The 22,151-nt window shown below is 69.9% G+C and carries 16 protein-coding genes; 11 read left to right on the top strand and 5 right to left on the bottom strand.

Annotation, left to right across the window (positions count from 1 at the left end; genetic code table 11):
- Positions 1-9 precede the first annotated feature (9 nt).
- Positions 10-204 (bottom strand): hypothetical protein, encoded by a 195-nt coding sequence (locus tag ACY0PA_RS29330; protein ID WP_356288319.1) that lies wholly within the window; start codon positions 202-204, stop codon positions 10-12.
- A gap of 578 nt (positions 205-782) precedes the next feature.
- Between ACY0PA_RS29330 and ACY0PA_RS29325 the strand changes: the two genes are divergently transcribed.
- The 8 genes from ACY0PA_RS29325 (at position 783) to ACY0PA_RS29290 (ending at position 11,425) form a co-directional block, all read left to right on the top strand.
- Complete coding sequence (locus ACY0PA_RS29325) at positions 783-4,625, top strand: sensor histidine kinase (RefSeq protein ID WP_473080549.1); 3,843 nt, start codon at positions 783-785, stop codon at positions 4,623-4,625.
- Between the two features lie 9 nt (positions 4,626-4,634).
- Positions 4,635-5,048, top strand: coding sequence for a roadblock/LC7 domain-containing protein (locus ACY0PA_RS29320; protein ID WP_067164664.1), 414 nt, complete (start codon positions 4,635-4,637; stop codon positions 5,046-5,048).
- Between the two features lie 109 nt (positions 5,049-5,157).
- Positions 5,158-5,568: a DUF742 domain-containing protein gene (locus ACY0PA_RS29315; protein WP_100595020.1), complete on the top strand. Its 411-nt coding sequence runs from the start codon at positions 5,158-5,160 to the stop codon at positions 5,566-5,568.
- A complete protein-coding gene (locus ACY0PA_RS29310) occupies positions 5,549-6,130 on the top strand; it encodes a GTP-binding protein (protein WP_100595019.1) in 582 nt (193 codons plus the stop codon). The genes ACY0PA_RS29315 and ACY0PA_RS29310 overlap by 20 nt, the downstream gene beginning before the upstream one ends.
- Before the next feature lie 367 nt (positions 6,131-6,497).
- Positions 6,498-9,743, top strand: a complete 3,246-nt coding sequence (locus ACY0PA_RS29305; RefSeq protein WP_473080548.1) for a sensor histidine kinase — start codon at positions 6,498-6,500, stop codon at positions 9,741-9,743.
- A gap of 10 nt (positions 9,744-9,753) precedes the next feature.
- Positions 9,754-10,167, top strand: coding sequence for a roadblock/LC7 domain-containing protein (locus ACY0PA_RS29300; protein ID WP_100595178.1), 414 nt, complete (start codon positions 9,754-9,756; stop codon positions 10,165-10,167).
- A 93-nt stretch (positions 10,168-10,260) separates the two neighbouring features.
- The gene (locus tag ACY0PA_RS29295) at positions 10,261-10,863 is read left to right on the top strand and encodes a DUF742 domain-containing protein (RefSeq protein WP_473080547.1); all 603 of its coding nucleotides are present in this window, start codon (positions 10,261-10,263) and stop codon (positions 10,861-10,863) included.
- Entirely contained in the window at positions 10,844-11,425 is a 582-nt protein-coding gene (locus ACY0PA_RS29290) for a GTP-binding protein (RefSeq protein WP_054239772.1), read from the top strand. Before ACY0PA_RS29295 ends, ACY0PA_RS29290 begins: the two co-directional genes overlap by 20 nt.
- Positions 11,426-11,537: 112 nt before the next feature.
- Here ACY0PA_RS29290 and ACY0PA_RS29285 read toward each other — a convergent pair whose 3' ends face one another.
- The 4 genes from ACY0PA_RS29285 to ACY0PA_RS29270 form a co-directional block, all read right to left on the bottom strand.
- The gene (locus ACY0PA_RS29285; RefSeq protein ID WP_473080546.1) at positions 11,538-11,732 is read right to left on the bottom strand and encodes an acyl-CoA carboxylase epsilon subunit; all 195 of its coding nucleotides are present in this window, start codon (positions 11,730-11,732) and stop codon (positions 11,538-11,540) included.
- Positions 11,733-11,754: 22 nt separating this feature from the next.
- Positions 11,755-13,356 (bottom strand): acyl-CoA carboxylase subunit beta, encoded by a 1,602-nt coding sequence (locus ACY0PA_RS29280; RefSeq protein ID WP_473080545.1) that lies wholly within the window; start codon positions 13,354-13,356, stop codon positions 11,755-11,757.
- 611 nt (positions 13,357-13,967) lie between these two features.
- Positions 13,968-17,807, bottom strand: a complete 3,840-nt coding sequence (locus ACY0PA_RS29275) for an endo-alpha-N-acetylgalactosaminidase family protein (RefSeq protein WP_473080544.1) — start codon at positions 17,805-17,807, stop codon at positions 13,968-13,970.
- A gap of 118 nt (positions 17,808-17,925) precedes the next feature.
- Positions 17,926-18,435: a hypothetical protein gene (locus tag ACY0PA_RS29270; RefSeq protein ID WP_473080543.1), complete on the bottom strand. Its 510-nt coding sequence runs from the start codon at positions 18,433-18,435 to the stop codon at positions 17,926-17,928.
- 244 nt (positions 18,436-18,679) lie between these two features.
- On the opposite strand from ACY0PA_RS29270, the gene ACY0PA_RS29265 reads away from it, so the two are divergent.
- The 3 genes from ACY0PA_RS29265 to ACY0PA_RS29255 all read left to right on the top strand — a co-directional run bounded on the left by ACY0PA_RS29265 (position 18,680) and on the right by ACY0PA_RS29255 (position 22,127).
- Positions 18,680-19,279: a YceI family protein gene (locus ACY0PA_RS29265; protein WP_473080542.1), complete on the top strand. Its 600-nt coding sequence runs from the start codon at positions 18,680-18,682 to the stop codon at positions 19,277-19,279.
- 387 nt (positions 19,280-19,666) lie between these two features.
- Positions 19,667-21,133: an APC family permease gene (locus ACY0PA_RS29260; RefSeq protein ID WP_473080541.1), complete on the top strand. Its 1,467-nt coding sequence runs from the start codon at positions 19,667-19,669 to the stop codon at positions 21,131-21,133.
- 73 nt (positions 21,134-21,206) lie between these two features.
- Complete coding sequence (locus tag ACY0PA_RS29255; RefSeq protein WP_473080540.1) at positions 21,207-22,127, top strand: hypothetical protein; 921 nt, start codon at positions 21,207-21,209, stop codon at positions 22,125-22,127.
- The last annotated feature ends 24 nt before the right edge of the window (positions 22,128-22,151 follow it).

The following is a 22,151-nucleotide window of genomic DNA, read 5'->3' as shown; positions in this document are numbered from 1 at the left end:
GGCGCTTCCTCATGCCGCCGGAGTCGTCTCCGGTGCTTCCATCAGGATGGCGCGGCGCGGGTTGGCGGTCTGCGCGGGGAGGTCGACGGAGTACTCCGGCTGCTCCGGTGCCGCCTGCAGCTCGTCGGCGTCCTTGAGGTGCATCAGCGTCGTACGCCGCGGGTTGGCGATGTTGCGGAACATCGCGGACTTCACAGTCTTCATGTGTCGCTCGTGACCTTGTCGGTGCGGGCGCCCGCAGGGCGCCGGTTGTCGGATTCGCCATCCCTGTAAAGCGTCAGGCTAAACATCTGATTCCCGTCGAAAGACAGGAAGAGACGATGTTCTTCATGTGAGTTTCCTCACCAGAGGGCGGGCAAAAGTTTCAATTCGGACCCGAAGTGCGCCGTACCGAAACGGGCATTCCGCCACTGAAGCCACCATTCCGCTCCCGATCATGGCGACTGGGGCACCCCCGGGGCGTAGGTGGAACGTCAGCAAAAGTCCCTTATCGACGAGATCACTTTCTACGTCTCGTGACACACCCCTCACACGGCGTCACACTCGTCCCGCGCTGACGCTCGGCCCTTGTTGGAGATCCTGCACTGTGCTGGAATTCGCGGGACCGCCGCGAGATCGAGCCGGCGCGCACGGGGCGCAACGCAGCGCCGAGTCGCGGCGGGAAGGGGGAGCAGCGCCGGTCACCGACGACCGAAGGGGGCGTGTTCGCTCGCCCCCGAACTACGCCGACACCGTCCCGTCCGCGCACGCGGGGGACGCCTGGTCCAGAGGTTGCGACGCTAGTGCAGGGACGTAAGAACAGGGATGGCAGCGCTGCGGCGGAGCCGGAGCCGCGCGGCGGGACTGGCCCGATGACAGGCAGTTCCTCGCCCCAGCACGCCCAGAACCCGGGCCGGACCGCCTCCGTCGAGGGCAGTACCGCCTCCTCGGCCGCGCCCAAGGCCGCCGCGAAGCCGAAGAGCCCGAGCGGCCCCGGCTCGCGAATAGCGCTGCGCAACTGGCGTATCTCCACCCGCCTGGTGTCGCTGCTCGCCCTCCCCGTGGTCGCCGCGACCTCCCTCGGCGCGCTGCGTATCGGCGAGTCGATGAGCGACATCCAGCAGCTCGACAACATGAAGCTGCTGACCGACATGACCAAGCAGGCCACCGAGCTCGCGTCCGCGCTCCAGGAGGAGCGCGACCAGTCGGCGGGCCCGCTGGCCAACGGCGGCAAGGCGACCGAGGACTACACCGTCAAGGGAGCGCGCGAGAAGACCGACCGCGCGCGCAAGGCCTTCATGGAAGGCACGTACGAGATCACCGACGGGACCAGCAACAGCGGTCTCGACGGTGTGCAGGACCACGTCACGCAGATCGCCGGCCAGCTCAACAATCTCAAGGGCATCCGGCAGGACGCGTTCAAGGACCGCAGCACCTCGTCCCAGACGATCGACGCCTACAGCCGCCTCGTCGAGCAGCTCCTGTCGCTGTCCACCGACATGGCGCAGGCGACCAGCAACCCCGAGATGATCAAGCGCACGCGCGCCCTGGCGTCGTTCTCCTCCGCCAAGGAGTACGCGTCCGTGCAGCGCGCCGTCATCGCGGCCGCCCTGCCCCCGAACGACCGTGACTTCGGCAAGCTCTCCGAGACCGACCGCCGCTACGGCGAGTCCGCGCTGGAGAACCAGGAGTCCGACCTCAAGGGCTTCAGCTCCGTCTACGGAAACGTCGCCGCCACCGAGCTGATGAAGCCCATCGACTCGGGCAACGCGACGATCAAGGCCGCCGACCAGTACGCCCGCCGTGCCCTCAGCCAGGAGGGCGGCATCAGGATCCAGGACAAGCGGTCCTACAAGGACTGGGTCGACGCGGACAGCCAGCGTCTGCAGGAAATGTCGAAGATCGAGCTGACGCTGCTCAACCAGATGGAGCAGCAGGCCCGCGAGCTGCGCAACGAGTCCGAGCGCACGGCCATCATCAACGGTGCGCTGATCCTGCTCGTCCTCGGCGTCTCGCTCGTCGGCGCGTTCGTCGTGGCCCGGTCCATGATCCGCTCGCTGCGCCGGCTCCAGGACACCGCGACCAAGGTCGCCCAGGACCGGCTGCCCGAGCTGGTCAAGCAGCTGTCCGAGTCGGACCCGCAGGACGTCGACACCTCCGTCGAGTCCGTCGGTGTGCACTCGCGCGACGAGATCGGCCAGGTGGCCTCGGCCTTCGACGACGTGCACCGCGAGGCGGTCCGTCTGGCCGCCGAGCAGGCCCTGCTGCGAGGCAACGTCAACGCGATGTTCACCAACCTCTCGCGCCGTTCGCAGGGTCTTATCCAGCGCCAGCTCTCGCTCATCTCCGAGCTGGAGTCGCGCGAGGCCGACCCCGACCAGCTGTCCTCTCTGTTCAAGCTCGACCACCTCGCGACCCGCATGCGCCGTAACGGCGAGAACCTCCTCGTTCTCGCCGGTGAGGAGCCCGGCCGCCGCTGGACCCGCCCGGTCCCGCTGGTCGACGTCCTGCGCGCCGCCGCCTCCGAGGTGGAGCAGTACGAGCGCATCGAGCTGGCCTCGGTCCCCACGACCGAGGTCGCCGGACGCGTCGTCAACGACCTCGTGCACCTGCTCGCCGAGCTGCTCGAGAACGCGACCTCGTTCTCGTCGCCGCAGACCAAGGTCAAGGTCACCGGTCACGCGCTGCCCGACGGCCGTGTGCTCATCGAGATCCACGACACCGGTATCGGCCTCTCCCCGGAGGACCTCGCCGCGATCAACGAGCGGCTCGCGTCGCCGCCCACCGTGGACGTGTCGGTCTCGCGCCGCATGGGTCTGTTCGTGGTCGGCCGTCTGTCGCAGCGTCACGGCATCCGTATCCAGCTCCGCCCGTCCGACTCCGGTGGCACGACGGCCCTCGTCATGCTGCCCGTCGACGTCGCCCAGGGCGGCAAGAAGGCTCCTGGCAAGCCCGGTCCCGGTGCCGCCTCCGGTGGTCCCGCCGCCGCGCAGGCCGCCGCCGGTGTGGCCGCCGCACGGCGTGGGGTCGGCCCGGGTGCGCAGGGCGGTCCGGGTGGCCCCGGTGGCACGGGCCGGCTCGGTGCAGGTCCCGGCGCGGCGCGTCCGCAGGTCGCGGGCTCGGGTCCGCGCGCTGCGCTGCCCGGCCGTGACGGCAGCGGCCCGCAGGCCGGTGGCCCGCAGGCACCTCAGTCCCAGCAGCCGCAGCAGTCGCCTCAGCAGGGTCGTCCGGCTCCGGCCGGCGCGTTCGGCGCGCAGGGTCTGCAGGGCGGTCCCGGCCAGGGTCAGCCGCAGGGCCAGGGCCTCGGCCAGGGCCCGGGCCCGGGCCAGAACGGTCCCGTGCCGCCCCAGCAGCGTACGAACCAGGCGCCCGAGCAGGGCCGCCGGCCGGTCCTGCCGCCGCGTGGCGGTCCCCGCGCCGAGCTGCCCGGGGGCAACAACCCCCAGCCGCGCGTGCCGAGTTGGGGCAACGACGACGCGCAGCCGCCGGTGCCGCGCGCCTCGCTGGACGCGCCTCGCGGGCACGAGGAGCCGGACTCCACGTCGCAGTTCCCGCGGGTGGACGACCGCCAGGGCCCCGGCTCGACGGCCGAGTTCGCCCGGCCCGACTTCGACGGGCCCCGTCCCGGCGGGCCCGCCCCGCACGACCACGGTCAGGGTCAGGGCCAGGACACGGGGGCGTTCGTCCGTAACGACGTCTTCGGCGGCCACCAGGGCCAGTCGCAGAACCCGAACCACCAGCACCCCCAGAACCAGCCGCAGAACCCCAACCACCAGAGCGGCCAGTTCGCGGCGCCCGGCTTCGGTGACGGTCTGCGCCCCGGCGCTCAGGACCCGTCCGCCACCGGCCAGTTCGCGGCCCCCGGTCAGAACAACTCCGGGCATCCGCGCCAGGACGGCCAGTTCCCCGGCGGCGACGGCTTCGGGCAGCCGCAGCAGGGACAGGGCCAGGGCCAGCCGCTGGGCCGCCCCGGCGGTCCCGCCCGCGACCTGCCGCAGCTCGGCTCCCGGGACGCGGCGGACTTCTCGATGCCGCGACCGCCCGTCCAGGGCGGTCAGGACCAGGGCTTCCCGGCGCAGCCGCAGGCCCCCGGCCGGCAGGACGACCTGCCGCCCGCCGGACCCGGCGACGGCCGCACGCCTCTCTTCGACACCCTTGAGACCAACTGGTTCCACGGCCAGCAGCCGGGCCAGCAGGACCGGCCGCAGGCGCCCGCACCCCAGCAGAACAACGGCCGGCCGGGCGGCCTGCCGCAGCGCTCGCCGCAGCAGCCCCAGCCGCCCGCCGCCTCCCCCGCGCCCGCCCGCCCGGCGGCCGCCGCACCCGCGGCGCCCCAGCAGGCTCAGGCGCCCGCCAACTGGCGCCAGTCGCCCAACGACGAGCTCGGCCGCCAGGCCGAGCGGGTCCGCCAGCCCTCGGCCGGCGGAGTCACCGTCTCCGGGCTTCCGCGTCGCGTCCCGCGTGCGAACCTCGTCGCGGGTACGGCTCAGCAGCAACAGCACCAAACCGGTCCGCAGGTCTCGCGTTCGCCTGATGACGTTCGCGGCCGGCTGACCAATCTCCGTCGGGGCATCCAGCAGGGTCGCCAGGCCGGTACGGGCCAGACCGGCAGCTTCCCCAGCCCCACTCACCAGCAGGAGCGTTAGTTGACCCAGATGAGCCAGGCGGCACAGAACCTGAACTGGTTGATCACCAACTTCGTGGACAACACGCCGGGGGTCTCCCACACCGTCGTCGTGTCCGCGGACGGCCTGCTGCTCGCCATGTCGGAGGGGTTCCCCCGGGACCGCGCCGACCAGCTGGCCGCCGTCGCTTCGGGCCTCACCTCGCTGACCGCGGGCGCGTCCCGGATCTTCGAGGGCGGCACGGTGGCCCAGACCGTGGTGGAGATGGAGCGGGGGTTCCTCTTCCTCATGTCGGTCTCGGACGGCTCGTCGCTCGCGGTGCTCGCGCACCCCGAGTGCGACATCGGCCTCGTCGGCTACGAGATGGCGCTGCTCGTGGACCGTGCGGGTTCCGTGCTCACCCCCGATCTCCGCGCCGAACTGCAGGGCAGCCTGCTGCACTAGTCACGCCCTCCCCCACACGCACGTATGACCGCACCGTCAGGCCGTCACCGTCCCCCACCGGCCCCGTCAGACGGCACGCAGACCACCTGCTGTCCCGCCCGGAGGATCCATGACCCCGCCCACCGCCTCTCACGACCCGTACGGCGTGTCTCCGCACGCCTCGTACGGTCCTGAGGGCGACCAGCCGCTGGTGCGTCCTTATGCGATGACCGGTGGCCGGACACGGCCGCGCTACCAGCTCGCCATCGAGGCGCTCGTCAGCACGACCGCCGACCCGGCCCAGCTGATAGGGCTGCTCCCCGAGCACCAGCGCATCTGCCACCTGTGCCGAGAGGTCAAGTCGGTGGCGGAGGTGTCGGCCCTGCTGTCGATGCCTCTCGGTGTGGCCCGGATCCTCGTCGCGGACCTGGCGGAAGCGGGAATGGTGGCCATCCACCAGCCCGGTGGCGACGAGAACGCCGGCGGCCAGCCAGACGTGACTTTGCTCGAAAGGGTGCTCAGTGGACTTCGCAAGCTCTAACGGCGGAGGCGGCCGTTCCACCACGTCCGCGAAGATCGTGGTGGCGGGCGGCTTCGGCGTCGGCAAGACGACCTTCGTGGGCGCCGTCTCGGAGATCAACCCTCTGCGCACCGAGGCCGTCATGACATCCGCGTCCGCGGGCATCGACGACCTCACCCACACCGGGGACAAGACGACGACCACCGTCGCCATGGACTTCGGCCGCATCACCCTGGACCAGGACCTGATCCTGTACCTCTTCGGTACACCCGGTCAGGACCGCTTCTGGTTCATGTGGGACGACCTCGTGCGCGGCGCGATCGGCGCCATCGTGCTCGTCGACACCCGCCGTCTCGCCGACTGCTTCCCGGCCGTCGACTACTTCGAGAACTCCGGACTGCCCTTCGTCGTCGCCCTCAACGGCTTCGAGGGTCACCAGCCCTACACGCCCGACGAGGTGCGCGAGGCGCTCCAGATCGGCCCGGACACCCCGATCATCACCACGGACGCCCGACACCGTGCGGATGCAAAGAGTGGCCTGATCACGCTGGTCGAGCATGCGCTGATGGCCCGCCTGAAGTAGCTCTGCCGCCGAAAAACCCGCCATCAAGTGGCTAGATCCATACGGCAGTTGCCGTAGTGCGCCCGGAGACCGCTGTGTCCTTTGACACGGTCGGCCTCCGTGTTCATAACGTTTCGACAGAGAATTCCAGCGCCTCAGACACAGGTCGCGCACACCCGGTTCCACTGTGCGCACAAGAGCCCCGCCTTTTGGCGGGGCTCGCTCTTTATGACCGTTTTATCTGGGGCATACGTCACTCGGAGGTTCCGGTTCCCAGTGTTTGGAAGAGAACCGCCTGACGTGCTGGAATGCGCTGAACTGCCCAGTAGGTAAGGGCCTGGAGACAGCGGCACAGCGTAAGTGCCGACGCCGAGAGGTTGTTGGTCGAGTGAGGCGAAGCAAGAGCAGTCCCGAGCCGTCGTCGGCGCGGGGCAACTTCACCCCGCCGCCGCGCGCAGCGGCGCCGGCCGCGCATGTGCCACGGGACGAGGCGCCCCCGGCGCCGTCCGGCGGCCGGATGTCGCCGCGCAACTGGCGTGTGCCCACCAAGCTGAACGCGATCCTGCTCATACCCGTGCTCGTGGGTCTGATCATGGGTGGCTTCCAGGTCAAGGGCTCGATCGACACCTGGAACGAGGCCGAGGACGCGGAGAACACCGCGCGTCTGGTGCAGGCGTCCCTGACGTACGCCAACAGCCTGATCGAGGAGCGCGACATCTCCGCGGCCCCTCTCCTGCTCGGCAAGAAGAACGACCCGAAGGTCGTCAAGGCCCGCGAGACGACGAACGAGGCCGCCGACGCCTTCGACGCCGCCGCGAAGAACATGCCGGCAAAGGAAGGCCTGGAGCGCCGCCTCACGCAGTTCCGTCAGGTCGAGCCCGGCCTGGAGAAGCTGCGGGCCGCCGCGTACACGAGCAAGCTCCCCGCCGTGCAGACCGAAGAGGGCTACGTCGGCATCCAGCACCCGCTGATGGAGTTCGCCAACGAGCTCGGCCTCGGCACCGGAAACATCACGAGCTACGGCCGCACGGTCTACGCCATCTCGCTCTCCAAGGCCGCGCTCTCCCTTGAGCGGTCCATCGGAATGCACCTGCTGGTCAAGCCGGGCCCGACGGCCGAGACCTTCGGCAAGCAGAAGATCGCGCTCTCCTCCTACGCCTACCTCGAGGGCATCGCCGTCGAGGAGTACAAGGGCGGCGGCACGCAGGCCGACGTCGACAAGCTCGCAGCCGCCCAGAAGCAGCTGGCGATCGACGGCGCGAAGCAGGCGAAGCAGGCCGTCGCGGCCGCGAAGGCGCAGGGCAAGACCTACGTCCCGCCGCCGGCCGACCCCACCGACATGGTGGCCGCCATCGCGACGCTGCCCACCACGCAGCCGAGCGCCCGCCTCGCCATCGCGCAGGACGGCGTCACGGCGGAGAACTGGTGGGCGGTCAACACCGCCAAGTTCAACGCGTACCGCACCATCGAGTCCGACCTCGCCGACAAGGCGGTGAACGAGGCTTCCGGCATCGCCGACGACGCCAAGCAGTCCACGTTCGTCACCGGTGCGGTCGTCCTGGTCGCCCTGCTCGCCGCGTTCGCGCTGGCCGGGATGATGGCGCGCCAGATGAGCCGCTCGATGCGCCGCCTGCGCACCGCCGCCTTCGACGTCGCCGAGCAGCGTCTGCCGATGCTCGTCGACCAGCTCTCGCGCACCGACCCGGGCCGCGTCGACACCCGTGTGCAGCCCATCCCGATCAACTCCACGGACGAGATCGGCGAGGTCGCCCGCGCCTTCGACCAGGTGCACCGCGAGGCCGTCCGCCTCGCCGCGGAGCAGGCCCTGCTCCGTGGCAACATCAACGCGATCTTCACCAACCTGTCGCGCCGCAACCAGTCCCTGATCGAGGGCCAGCTGACCCTCATCACGGACCTGGAGAACAACGAGGCCGAGCCGGACCAGCTGGAGAACCTCTTCCGCCTGGACCACCTCGCGACCCGTATGCGCCGCAACGGTGAGAACCTCCTCGTCCTCGCCGGCGAGGAGCCTGGCCGCCGCTGGGACCAGCCGGTCCCGCTGGTCGACGTCCTGCGCGCCGCCGCCTCCGAGGTGGAGCAGTACGAGCGCATCGAGCTGTCGGGTGTGCCGGAGGCCGAGATCCACGGCCGTTCGGTGACCGACCTCGTGCACCTGCTCGCCGAGCTCCTGGAGAACGCCACCACGTTCTCCTCGCCGCAGACCAAGGTCCGCGTCACCGCGACCCGTCTCCCCGACGGCCGCGTCATGGTCGAGATCCACGACAAGGGCATCGGCCTCACCGCCGAGGACTTCGCGGACATCAACCACAAGCTGGCCAACCCGCCGACGGTGGACGCCGCGATCTCGCAGCGCATGGGCCTGTTCGTGGTCGGCCGCCTGTCCGACCGGCACGGCATCCGCGTCCAGCTGCGCCCCTCGGGCGAGCAGGCCGGCACGACGTCGCTCGTCATGCTGCCCGACGTCATCACCCACGGTGGCAGCGGCGAGCACCTCCCCGAGTCCGAGTTCACCGTCTCGTCGATGATCCCGTCGCAGTCGGCTTACGAGCCGGCCCCGCTGCGCACCGCCGCGGAGCTCGGCTTCGACGACAGCCGCTACGGCGAGGTCCCCGACGACCTGCGCGACCTGGACCCGGTCGGCCGTTCGCTGATGCGCGAGGAGCGCCGCGCGGCCCTGGAGGCCCAGGCGCACACCGGTGAGCCGGGCGACGACCGCCCCCTGTTCCGCGACGAGATCACGGCGGCGCAGGGGCAGGACCCGTACGAGCAGCAGCAGACCACCTACGCTCCGGCGCAGCCCGCGTACGACAACCATCAGCAGCAGGCGTACGAGGATCCCTCGTCCGTCTATGCGCAGGGCCGGCAGACGTACGACGAGCAGCCGCAGAACGGCTCCTACAACGACTCGTTCTTCGCGCCGCAGGACGGCTACGCGTCCCAGGACGCCTATACGGAACCCGTCCAGGAGACGTACTCGGCCTTCGGTGATTCGCCGCTGCGCGGCTCGCAGCAGGGCGGCTGGCAGGCGCAGGACGGCTATCAGGAGTCCTACCGGTCCGAGCGCAGCGCTCAAGCGGAATCCGCGCAGCGCGCTGACGCCGGTCAGCAGGAGCGCGTAGGCTTCGACCCGCACGGTCCCGCGGCGCCGGCCGGGCCCACCCCGTCCGCCGCGCGTTCGCTCACCGACGCCGGTCTTCCGATGCGCGGTCCGGGCGGGCCGCAGCGCCAGGCCCCGGCGGCGACGCCGGCGCCCGACCGCGGCGACAACACCACCCAGGACAACGGCAGCGGCGACGGCAGCGGCCCCGACGACTGGCGTTCGTCCAACGACGAGCGCTGGGTCCGCGCGGAGCAGCTCCGCAAGCCCAAGGCGGGCGGAGTCACCTCCTCCGGTCTGCCGCGCCGGGTGCCCAAGGCCAACCTGGTCGAGGGCACGGCGGAATCGACCCCGCAGGGCGGCCCCCAGGTCTCCCGCGCGCCTGAGGACGTCAGGGGCAGGCTGAGCAACCTGCGCCGTGGCGTGCAGCGGGGACGCGAAGCAGGAAGTGACACGAACGGCCAGGCCACGAATCAGCACAGTGGTCCTGACAGCACCTACAACCAGGAGCGTTAGTGTGAGCCCGATGAGCCAGGCGGCACAGAACCTGAACTGGTTGATCACCAACTTCGTGGACAACACCCCTGGGGTGTCCCACACGGTGGTGGTCTCCGCCGACGGACTCCTTCTGGCGATGTCCGAAGGGTTCCCGCGTGACCGTGCCGACCAGCTGGCGGCCGTCGCTTCGGGACTTACCTCGCTGACCGCGGGCGCGTCCCGCATCTTCGAGGGCGGCAGCGTGAACCAGACAGTTGTGGAGATGGAGCGAGGATTCCTCTTCCTTATGTCCATCTCCGACGGTTCTTCCCTCGCGGTCCTCGCACACCCGGAGGCGGACATTGGCCTCGTCGGGTACGAGATGGCACTTCTTGTCGACCGTGCGGGGACGGTTCTCACTCCCGACCTGCGGGCCGAGCTTCAGGGGAGCCTTCTCAACTGACAGACAGACGGTGCGATTTCGCGTTCCGTAGCCGTAAGGTTTCGGGACGCGGCTCCACGGTGATGGTGCCCGGCACAGTTGGAGGAGGAAAGCGTGGCTGGTTCTGCAACACCCCCGAGCGGTTCATCGGCGAACTGGTCCTACGGGCCTGGCCAGGGTCAGGGTCAGGAGCAGGGTCAGGGTGATGCGCCGAACCGGTACAACTTCCCCTCCGCGCCGAGCCACCGGCGACAGCCGTACGCGCCCCCGCACCCGCCGCAGCCGCGGCAGCCGGGGCCGTACGACCAGCCGTCGGCACCGCGCATCCAGCCCGTGCAGCCGCAGCGGCGCCCCGACAGCCCCGCACCGGCCGCCAACAATCCCCTGGTGCGTCCCTACGCCATGACGGGTGGCCGCACCAGGCCGCGCTACCAGCTCGCCATCGAGGCGCTGGTGCACACCACCGCGCAGCCGCACCAGTTGCAGGGCCAGTTGCCCGAGCACCAGCGGATCTGCACCCTCTGCCGAGAGATCAAGTCAGTGGCCGAAGTCTCGGCCCTGCTCAGCATCCCCCTCGGCGTGGCCAGGATTCTCGTCGCCGACTTGGCGGAGGCGGGCCTGGTCGCCATTCATCAGCCCGGCGGCGAAGAGAACGCCGGCGGCCAGCCAGACGTGACTTTGCTCGAAAGGGTGCTCAGTGGACTTCGCAAGCTCTAGCGGAGGGCCTTCCCGCTCCACCACGTCCGCGAAGATCGTGGTGGCGGGCGGCTTCGGCGTCGGCAAGACGACCTTCGTGGGCGCCGTCTCGGAGATCAACCCTCTGCGCACCGAGGCCGTCATGACATCCGCGTCCGCGGGCATCGACGACCTCACCCACACCGGGGACAAGACGACGACCACCGTCGCCATGGACTTCGGCCGCATCACCCTGGACCAGGACCTGATCCTGTACCTCTTCGGTACACCCGGTCAGGACCGCTTCTGGTTCATGTGGGACGACCTCGTGCGCGGCGCGATCGGCGCCATCGTGCTCGTCGACACCCGCCGTCTCGCCGACTGCTTCCCGGCCGTCGACTACTTCGAGAACTCCGGACTGCCCTTCGTCGTCGCCCTCAACGGCTTCGACGGCAGCCAGCCGTACCAGCCGGACGAGGTCCGTGAGGCGCTCCAGATCGGCCCGGACACCCCGATCATCACGACCGACGCCCGTCACCGCGCGGATGCGAAGTCGGCGCTCATCACGCTCGTGGAGCACGCGCTGATGGCCCGCCTCCGGTAGCCTCCGGCGCCTCCAGGCATGGAAAAGCCCCCGGGACCCTTTGGGTCACCGGGGGCTTTTTCGCGCTGTGGGCCCGTCCTGAGAGGCCGGACGGGCCGCATGCCCGTCCGGCCTAGCCCTGCCAGCTGTGCGGGGCGCGGAAGCCGTGCTGGCGCTCCAGGCGGCGCCAGCCGGCCTTGTCGCGGCCGCGCAGGGCGGGGCTGTCGGTCGATGCGGCGGCGGCGCGGGCCAGCAGGATCGCGGTCAGGGCCGCGACCTCCTCGGGCTCGGCGTGGCCCTTCTCAACGCGGATGTCGTGTGCAGTCATGTGCAGTGATCTCCTTGTGGGGTTACTGCGGGGGGTTGCCGTGCTTGCGCGAAGGCAGGTCGGCGTGCTTCGTGCGGAGCATCGCGAGGGAGCGGATGAGCACCTCGCGGGTCTCGGCGGGGTCGATGACGTCGTCGACAAGGCCCCGCTCGGCCGCGTAGTACGGGTGCATGAGTTCGGCCTTGTACTCCTTGACCATGCGGGTGCGCATGGCCTCGGGGTCCTCGGCCTCGGCGATCTGACGGCGGAAGATGACGTTGGCGGCGCCCTCGGCACCCATCACGGCGATCTCGTTGGTGGGCCAGGCGTAGGTGAGGTCGGCACCGATCGACTGCGAGTCCATGACGATGTAGGCACCTCCGTACGCCTTGCGCAGGATGAGGGAGATCCGGGGAACGGTGGCGTTGCAGTACGCGTACAGGAGCTTGGCGCCGTGCCGGATGATCCCGCCGTGCTCCTGGTCGACACCGGGCAGGAACCCGGGAACGTCGAGGAAGGTCACGATCGGAATATTGAAAGCGTCGCACATCTGCACAAAACGTGCAGCCTTCTCCGATGCCTCGATGTCCAGGACGCCCGCGAGGGACGAGGGCTGGTTGGCGACGATGCCGACGACCTGGCCGTCCAGACGGGCCAGCGCGCAGATGATGTTGCGCGCCCAGCGCTCGTGGACCTCGAGGTAGTCGCCGTCGTCGACGAGCTCCTCGATGACCTTGGCCATGTCGTACGGGCGGTTGCCGTCCGCCGGGACCAGGTCCAGCAGGACTTCCGAGCGGCGCTCGGCGGGGTCCTCGGACGCCACGGCCGGCGGGTTCTCGCGGTTGTTGGAGGGCAGCATCGAGATGAGGTAGCGGACCTCGGCGATGCAGGTCTCCTCGTCGTCGTACGCGAAGTGGCACACGCCCGAGGTCTCGGCGTGCACGTCGGCGCCGCCCAGGCCGTTCTGGGTGATCTCCTCGCCGGTGACTGCCTTGACGACGTCCGGTCCGGTGATGAACATCTGCGAGGTCTCGCGGACCATGAACACGAAGTCGGTCAGAGCGGGACTGTAGGCCGCACCGCCCGCGCACGGGCCGAGCATCACGCTGATCTGCGGGATGACCCCGGACGCCTTGGTGTTGCGCTGGAAGATGCCGCCGTAACCGGCGAGAGCGGAGACACCCTCCTGGATACGGGCGCCCGCGCCGTCGTTGAGGGAGACCAGCGGGGCACCGGCCGCGATGGCCATGTCCATGATCTTGTGGATCTTGGTGGCGTGGGCCTCACCCAGAGCGCCGCCGAAGATCCGGAAGTCGTGCGCGTAGACGAAGACCGTGCGGCCCTCGACCGTGCCCCAGCCGGTGATGACACCGTCGGTGTAGGGCTTCTTGGCCTCCAGGCCGAAACCCGTCGCCCGGTGCCGGCGCAGTTGCTCGACCTCGTTGAACGATCCCGCGTCGAGCAGCAGCTCGATCCGCTCACGCGCGGTCAGCTTGCCCTTCGCACGCTGGGCCTCGGTCGCCTTGTCACTGGGCCCGCGCAGCGCCTGCTCACGGATCGCGTGCAACTCGGCCACACGTCCACGGGCGTCGGTGGGCTCATCCCCGGGGGAACCGGCTGAGGCGGTGTCGTCCAAAACGGTCATGTAGCGACCTTACGAAGGCAACCAAGCAAAACGGCCCGTCGACTCCGAACAGTCTCCGGCCCGTTTTCCTGGTACCCCCGAACAGAACGCCATCGCCATGCAGGCGAAGTGACTGCTCAGGGCCCTGCTGCCTTGTAGGGGTCACACAAATGGCTCAGCTGAGAGTCAGCTCACACCGATGGCTCACACATGCCGCCCCCGGAGTGACACGCAGCCGCAGCCTACGGCCCGTGGCGACCACTTCGACCGAGGCCGCCGCGCCCTGACGGCATCGTATGCACCATCCGCCCCCGGACCGGGGGCCCTCGCACACGCGAGGTACACGCTTGCGGAGCGCACGTAAGACCCTGGTCGCAATCAGGGCGGAGCGCGGTGAAGCAGAACCCTGCCCAAGCCCGGCCGCTCCCGCGGCGCGCATGGAGCGGTCCTCGCGCCCTGCGCGGGGAGAGGCCAATCCACCAGTTGCCGTGCTGGTTTCTCGGTCCTTGCCCCCGCGCCCCCGGCCGTCCGGCTGGGGGCACGGGGGGTTACCCACCACGTAGAAAGCACTGTCTACGGTGTGTGCGGAAGGGGCCCCGCCGCTGGGAGCGGGGCCCCGGGGCTCGGTGGGATCAGCTGCCGCAGTGGAAGCGGGCGTCGCCCCAGTCGGCGTGGTCGTTGCCCGGTCCGTCGCCGCCGTCGCCCGTGATCAGGTCGACGTACTTGGCGCCGGTCACGTCGGCGCTCAGGGACCAGGCGTTGTCGGCGGCCTTGAGGACCGGCGACCGGGCCTTCTGGGCGCCGTCGGCCTCGACGGAGAACTGCACGCTGCCGCGCGTCCCCTGCGAGTCGTCCTGGCCCACCTCGGCGGTGAACGAGGTGCAGCGGCCGCCCAGGTAGTAGCGGATCTTCCCCGGGGATGCGGTGCCGAGGCCCTTGGCGTAGACGGTGCCGTTGACGGTCAGCGGCTTGCCGTCGCCGGCGCCGGTCTCGCCGTTCTCCAGGTCCTTCTCGGCGGGGCCCCAGCCGTTCTCCATGGCCGTCCAGTCCAGGTCACTGGCGTACGTGTCCGTGGTGGGCGGCGGCGGGAGAGTGCGCACGGCGGTGCCCGCGGTCAGCGTCCGCGCGCTGTCCCCGACGGTGTACACGGCCTTCGAACTCAACTGGTATGGCTGGTACTTGGCGTCGACCGGCGGGATGACCTGCCAGGTGGCCGTCGCCTTGGCGCCGGGTGCGACCGGGTCGAGCGCGACCGGGCCCACGGGCTCGGCCTGCCAGCCCTCCGGGAGGTCGAGCGAGAGGGACGCGCCCTTGACCTCGCTCGCCTCGTAGTTGGTGAAGGTGGCCTCGACCTTGTTCTTCCCGCCGGGCTCCAGCGTCTCGTCCGATTTCAGGGCGAGGGTGCCGCAGGCCGCCTTCTCCCCGGCCGGGCCGAGGTCGGTGACGGTGAAGTCGTCGAGCACGAAGTCGGCGCCGTCCGGGGCGCCTTCGAGCTTGCGCAGGCCGGTCCAGGTGTCGCCGCAGCCCGCCGTGACGGTGCCCTCGTAGTGGCCCGTGGTGCGCTGCTGGCCGATCTGGGTGCTCGCGGTCTCGACCTGGTCGGGGGTGCCGTCGGCGGCGATCCGGTCGTATCCGCTCACCCACTGGTAGGCGCCCGCGTGGCTGGACCGGTAGTCGAACGCGACCTTGTAGGCGTGCCCGTCCGCCATCGGCACGTCGGCCGGCGAGGTGCGGTAGACGACGCCGGTGTTCTCCTCGTGGGACTTCAGGGACTCGTCGCCCCCGATGACGTCGTCGACGAGCTTCCCGTTCCAGCCGGCCTGGGTGTACGGAGCGTTCTTCTGTGCGATGTGCGTGCGCGGGTCCGTGACCCCGCCCGCGTCGCCCTTGTCGAAGGGGCCCCAGCCCATGTCGACGTCCTCGAAGTCCTCGTGCACGACGGTGCCGGGCTTGGTCGCCGGGGCGTTGCCCACCAGGCGTACGTCGTCGATACGGACCTTCGCGGGCGAGCCCTTGGCGGCCTCGATCCGCAGCGTGGTGCGGCCGTTCGCGGGCGCCGTGAAGTTGACCTTCACGCGCTGCAGGTAGGTGCCGCCCCAGTCGTTCGAGGCGACGCTGTTCTCCAGGGTGGAGCGCTCGACCGCGACGGACTTACCGCCCGCACTGAGCGTCGTACGGCGGGACTTGCCGGGTTCGACCTCGACCCAGGCGGAGGCGGAGTAGCGCTTGCCCGCGTCGAGTCCGCTCACGCGCTGCTCGATCGCGGCGGTGCCGGGACCGCTCAGCGCGGCGCTGTTGCGGCCGTGGTCGTCGGTGTCGCGCTTGACCGTGCCGGCCTTGTCCCAGGCGGCGAGGCGGGCGTCGTTGAAGCCGGGGTCCTTGAGGTGCGTGCCCTCACCCCAGGCCGGGTCGAGCGCCTCTGGTGTCCTGTCCGCCGGGTAGAGGACGTACGGCTGCTTCGCGTCGGCGTTCAGCGTGACCTTGCCGCCGGAGGCCCGCACGGTGCCGGTCTTCACGCGGCCGTTGTCGGTGAGCTTGTAGACGGTGTACGAGGAGCCGGGCACGGCCCAGCTCGTCGTGCCGCCGTCCTTGTTGTAGTGGTAGAGCTTCTTGCCGCCGTCCCACGGGAGCAGGTAGGAGGTCCCGTCGAGGACCTTCCTGCCGCCGTCGTAGAAGGTGCGCTTTCCGTCCTCGACGGTGCCGCGGAGGCCGCCGGTGAGGGTGATGTCGTTGCCGTTCCAGCGGGTGATCTGCTGGTGCTGGAGGAACTTGGCGGGCAGGTCGCGCTGCCAGACGTTGTCGTAGAAGACGTTCCAGTCGTTCTCGCCGGTCCAGCCCTCGAATTCGGCGATGGCGCTCTGGCCGAGGACCGGGTCGTTGTTCCAGACGTCCTTCTCGCCGTTGCGGATGAAGCGGATGATCTTCGAGTTGAGGCCCTTGTTCGTGGCGCCGCCGTAGTCGAGGTCATTGGCCCAGTGCGACCACAGGGACTGGCGCTCGAACTTGTCGGCCCACTCGGTGGCCAGGCTCCAGCCCTGGTCGCTGACGGCCTTGGCGGTCTTCTCGGCGATCCAGCCGTGCGTGTAGTACACGTCGAGGTAGATCGTCGTCAGGTTCGGGTCGGTCTCGTCCCGCAGCTGCTTGAACCGGGCGGCGAGGTCACCGCTGTTGATGTCGCGGCGCTGGTCGATGTAGTAGCTCTGGTCGAGCCAGTTCCAGCCCGGCGCCTTCGGGTCGACGAGGTCGCCGCTGAAGTGCTTGGCGACGGGGTACGCCTCCGTGGCGTTGACGTGCACGCCGAAGCTGGTGCCGAACTTCTTGCCGCCCTTGAGCAGCGCGTTGAGGTCCTTCAGGCCGCCGACCCGCTTGTTGGTGTTGCCGCCGTAGTCGGGGTGGGCGGAGTCGTGGCCCTCGGAGGCGTAGCCCTTGAGCAGGGCGAACTGGCCGAGGTTGTCGGTCGCGAGCGAGATCCGCTTGACGTCGTCGAGCGTGCGCAGGAAGGGGTGCGTGGCCTGGCTGGCGAAGTTGAACGGGATGTGCGTGATGACCCGGTCGGCTGTGCCGTCGCTGCCCTTCGCCTTCACGCCGATCGAGTGGAAGGCGACTGCACCGTCCTGCCAGTCGACCTTGCCGTCGCCGTTCGCATCCGGGGTGACGACGACCTTGGCCCACGGCAGGTCCTTGTCCGGCGCCGGGGCCCCTTCGCCGCGGTAGGTCCACTGGCCCGACCAGACGCCGACGCGGGTGGAGCCGTCGGCCGACTTGCGCGCCTGATGCCACAAGCGGGCGTCGTCGCCGCCCGTCTTCCCGCTCGGTTTGTCGTACGCCGAGTTGGACTCGACGGCGGCGGCGAGCCGCCCGGTGTTGACGAGGGCGTACGAGGCGCCGACGGGCGAGGCGTCGGCCGTGGTGTCCGCCGTGACCTTGCCGAAGACGTCGGCGGTGCGCGTCGAGTCGTTGTCCAGCGTCGTGAACGCGGTCTCGGCGCCGCCGTCCGAGCTGCCCACGGAGACAAGGTCGTGCCCGGGTATGTCGATCGTGCCGACCCGGAAGGCCGCGGTGTTCCGCACGGCGGTCACCTTGAAGGTCGTCGCGCGCCCGCTGACGCTGAGCGAGGCGTCGATCTCGACGCCCGCGAGATCCGGGAAGGTCAGCGTGTACGAGGCCTTGGACCCGGTGAGAACCGGGGCGCCCTTCACGGCCACCGTGTACGCCTTGTCGTTCAGCGTGACCTTGTCCACCGGCCTCGTACTCCCCAGGAGCTCGGCCCCAAAGGCGCGGTCGGTGTACGTCAGGACGCGCGGGAAGTCGTCGGCGACGGCGACGGACAGCTGCGCGGACCCGATGACGGCCTGCGCCACGGCGGGCGCGGGGTCGGCGGCGGCCGGCAGTACGGGGCCCGTGAGGGCGAACACGGCGGACGATGCGGCGGCGGCTGCGACCGCGCAGGCGGCGCGAGATCTTCGTGACATAGGGGACTGGGTATCGGCGCGGGGCGCGGCCGGTCAACGGACTCGGCGCTTCCGGGCGGCGGCAGTCCAACAACCGCCGCCCGGAAGTCCAAGTCAGCGCCTGCGGGCGCCGGTTGGCTCAGCAGCCGCCGCAGTTGTAGTAGAGGACGTCCCAGTGGCTGCCCTCGTCGGCGTAGATGTTGCCGGAGCCCGACTTGTACTGCGGGGCTCCGTCGCCGCGCAGGCCGATGTACGTGAACGTGTTCTTGATGTAGTTCGTCACGCAGGTGTTCTTGCCGTAGTCGAGCTTGTAGCCGTTCCAGTGCGAGTAGGTGCCGCTCGCGTGGCCGGTCTCGGTGCCGCCGGTGATGTTCAGGGCGCAGCCGGTGGCGCGCTTGAGGGTCTGGGCGCCCTGGGCGGTGGCGAGGTTGAGCTGCTCGAAGGACGTACAGGTGGGGTTGTTGCGGTCGGAGCAGCCGCCGGAGGACGACCAGGTGATGCCCACCTGGCGGAACATCGAGGTCGCGGTGGCATGACTGATCTTGGTGGCGGCCTGGGCGTCGGTGGCGGAGCTGAACACACCGAAGCCGGGGGCGAAGAGGGCGCCGAGTACGAGCGCGAGGGCGCTCACGACCGAGCGGATTCTCATGAGGAGGAGGTCCTTCCTGCTGGTGACCGTGCTGACTGTGAGACGGCTGTGCAGGTGGAGCAAGGAGATAGTGCCCGAGTTCTACGCGCGTCCGCCAGAGCGCGTCGGACAGCGACACGGTGTAATCGAGTAGACACAAGATGTTTGATGTTGAAAGTTGAACAGAACGGCGCTACAGTCGCTCTCGTTGAACATTAAACATTCAACTGACTCCCCCGCCACGCCCCGTCCCCAAGGAGCAGTCATGGGTCTCTTCGGCCGCAAGAACGACAACGCCACCCCCGCCGCCACCGGCCCCGACCTCGCCGCGCTGACCGGCGACTACGCCATCGACCCCGCGCACACCACGATCGGTTTCGTGGCCCGCCACGCCATGGTCACCAACGTCAAGGGCTCGTTCACCGAGTCGTCGGGCACCCTGCACCTGGACGGCGCGGACCCGGCGAAGTCGACCGCGTCGATCGACGTCACGATGAACAGCATCGACACCGGCTCCGCCGACCGTGACACCCACCTGAAGAGCTCCGACTTCTTCAAGACGGACGAGTTCCCGACGATGACGTTCCGCTCCACCTCCGCCGAGTCCCTGGGCGGCGACGACTACCGGATGACCGGCGACCTGACGATCCTCGGCACCACCAAGCCGATCACGATCGACCTCGAGTTCAACGGCTCTGCGACGGACCCGTTCGGCAACGAGCGCGTCGGCTTCGAGGGCAAGGGCGAGATCCTGCGCTCCGAGTGGGGCCTGACCTGGAACGCGGCCCTGGAGACCGGCGGCGTCCTCGTCTCGGACAAGATCAAGCTGACCTTCGACATCTCGGCGATCAAGAACGCCGCCTGACGCTGCCGCCGCGAGCCGCACCCCTCGCGGCTCCCCGCACCACGAGCACGCCCGCCTTCCCGTCCCCCGCGGACGAAGGGCGGGCTCTCGTCGTATATGGGGCCCAACCGGGGCTCAACATGGCTCAACATGGCTCAACATGGCTCAAAGCGAAGGAGGTTGAAGGCTGCCTTCCGGTCATCCCGTCACTTGAGACGACTCATTACTCTCCCTTCACTTGGGCATCACACGGCGCTACGCTGCGTGGACCGCCGAGCGATCGACTCCCGCCCGAATCGACTCCGCTCGTCCCCAGGCTCGTCCCCAGGGGCCTCCCCCAACCCCGTCGCGCCCCGGCGGCGCCGCAGGGCAGGCCGTCTGCCGCTCCCGAAAGGCGCCACCGTTCCCATGAGCACGAACAGAGGGCTTCAGGCCAATGCCCTCGGCACCTCCGACAGCATCGTGATGGCAGTGGCGGGCAGCGCGCCCGCCTACTCGATCGCCGCCACCACAGCCGTGCTGATCGGCACGGTGGGCCTCGCCGCACCGGCCGCGCTCCTCTACTGCGCGATACCCATGCTCGGCATCGCCTGGGCCTTCAACTACCTGGGCCGCCTCGACGTGAACGCGGGCGCCAGCTACTCCTGGGTCGGCCGCGCCCTGCACCCCTTCCTCGGCTTCATCAGCGGCTGGTCCCTGGTGATCTCGGCGACCATCTTCATGGTCGCGGGCTCGCTCCCGGCCGGCGCCATGACGCTCGAACTCCTCGCCCCCTCCCACGCCGGCAACACCGCGCTCGCCGCCGCCGTGGGCGCGGTCTGGTTCCTGGCCATGCTGGTCGTCGTGCTGATGGGCGCCAAGCTGACCGTCCACGCCCAGCTCCTGATGTCCGGAATCGAGCTGGTCATCCTGCTCGCGGTGGCCGTCGCCGCGCTGTTCAGCGACAAGCGGGTCACCGAATTCTCCTGGTCCTGGCTGGGGTTCGGGCACTTCGACGGGGCATCCGGGTTCGCCGCGGGCGCGCTGATCGCCGCGTTCTACTACTGGGGCTGGGACGTCACCAGCAACCTCAGCGAGGAGACCCGTGACAGCCGGAGGACCTCGGGGCTCGCCGGGCTGATCGGCGTCGGCATCGTGTTCGTGCTCTTCGAGGTCTTCACGATCACCACGAACATGCTGCTCACGCCCAAGGAGATCGCGACCAGTGACAACATCCTGGGGCTGCTCGGCGAGCGCGTACTGCCGGGCCCCGGCGGCGAGTTGCTGATCGTCGCGGTGATGCTGTCCACCATCGCCACCCTGGAGACCACGCTGATCCAGGTGACGCGCTCCCTCTTCGCGATGGGCCGCGACCGGACGCTGCCCTCCGCCCTCGGCAGGTCGCACCCGCGCCGGCAGACGCCGTGGGTCGCGATCGTCGTCGTCGGTGTCGTCGCCCTCGCCCTCTTCGTGGCATCGACCGCGCTCGGCTCGGTCTCGGCCGTCCTGGAGGACGCCGTCGCCGCGATCGGACTGCAGATCGCGGTCTACTACGGCCTCGCGGGCCTCGCCGTCGTCGTGGCGTACCGGAAGCTGCTGTTCAAGTCGGCGGCCAACTTCTTCTTCGGCGGTCTGTGGCCGCTGACCGGCGCGCTCTTCATGATCTGGGTGTTCGTCGAGTCGCTGGGCAGCCTGTCGGGCACGGCCGTCGCGATCGGTGTCGGCGGCATCGCCGTGGGCCTGGTCCCGATGCTCTGGTACCGCGCCAAGGGCTCCGACTACTACCGGCCCGCCCGCCTGGACGCGGCACGCTCGGAGCAGGTGCACGCCGAGTACGGGGATCAGGCGCCGGTGTACGCGGCGTCGTCCGGCGACACCCTGTCCACGGACTTCTGAGCGGCACCCTCCGCCTGCGGACCGGCCGTCTGCCCCCAGGACCACCACCGACTACTGACTGGCGAGGACGCCGATGACCGTCCGTTTCGATCCCACGAACGGCGACCGGGCCCTGGCGGAGGCCCGCGAGGACATCGCGATCGGCCGCTGGCAGGGACTGCCCGAGCTGTGCGCGGCGACCGGGTCCGACTGGGACCGGCGGACCTTTCGGATGCGGCTGCTCGCCCAGGCCACCGCGGGCACGTCCGTCGCCGAGTCCTGGCACGAGTCGCAGCCGCGGAACGCCGACGCGCTGGTCCTGCGGGCCGAGACCGAGGTGATGCGGGCGTTCAACCTGGCGACGGCGGCCGGCCCCGGCAACTCGGTCGACCCGGACCAGCTGGAGCGGGCCGTGCGGACCGCGCTGCGGGCGGCGGAGGCGTTTCCCGCGGATCCGGTGCCCTGGGTCTCGCTCCTGACGGTCGCCCGCCTGTTCCCCGGGGGGCATCCGTCCCTGGAGCACTGGTGGAAGGAGCTGCACCAGCGTGACCCGTACAACCGCGAGGGCAACCACCAGGTGCTGCGCCACCTTTCGGCGCGCTGGCACGGCTCGCACGGCGTCATGTACAACTTCGCCCAGGACGTGACGGCGACGCTCGCGCCCGGGTCGCCCCTCGCCGTGCTGCCGCAGGTCGCCCGTATCGAGGAGTACCGCTACCGCGTCGAGCGGGAGGGCGCCCAGGCGATCGGCCTGCTCCAGTTCTGGAACAACGAGAACTCCGCGTCGCAGGCCCGGCGTACCTGGCACCTGTGGATCACGCAGCGGCAGTACACGTACGCCCAGGACATCGCGGACCTCAACATCCTTGCGCACGCGTCCTGTTACGCCGATCTGACCGGCGAGGCCACGCATCTCTTCCGGCTTCTCGACGGGCACGCGACCCGTGTCCCGTGGTCGTGCCACGGCGCCCCGGAGGAGATCTTCACGCGCTGGCAGTCGAAGCTCCTGGGGTGACCGGCCCTACGCGAATGTGACGTG

This window comes from Streptomyces sp. DS1-CR2 (assembly GCF_055760475.1).
Note: the sequence above shows the minus strand (reverse complement) of the source record. Positions and strands in the feature narration are given on the sequence as shown.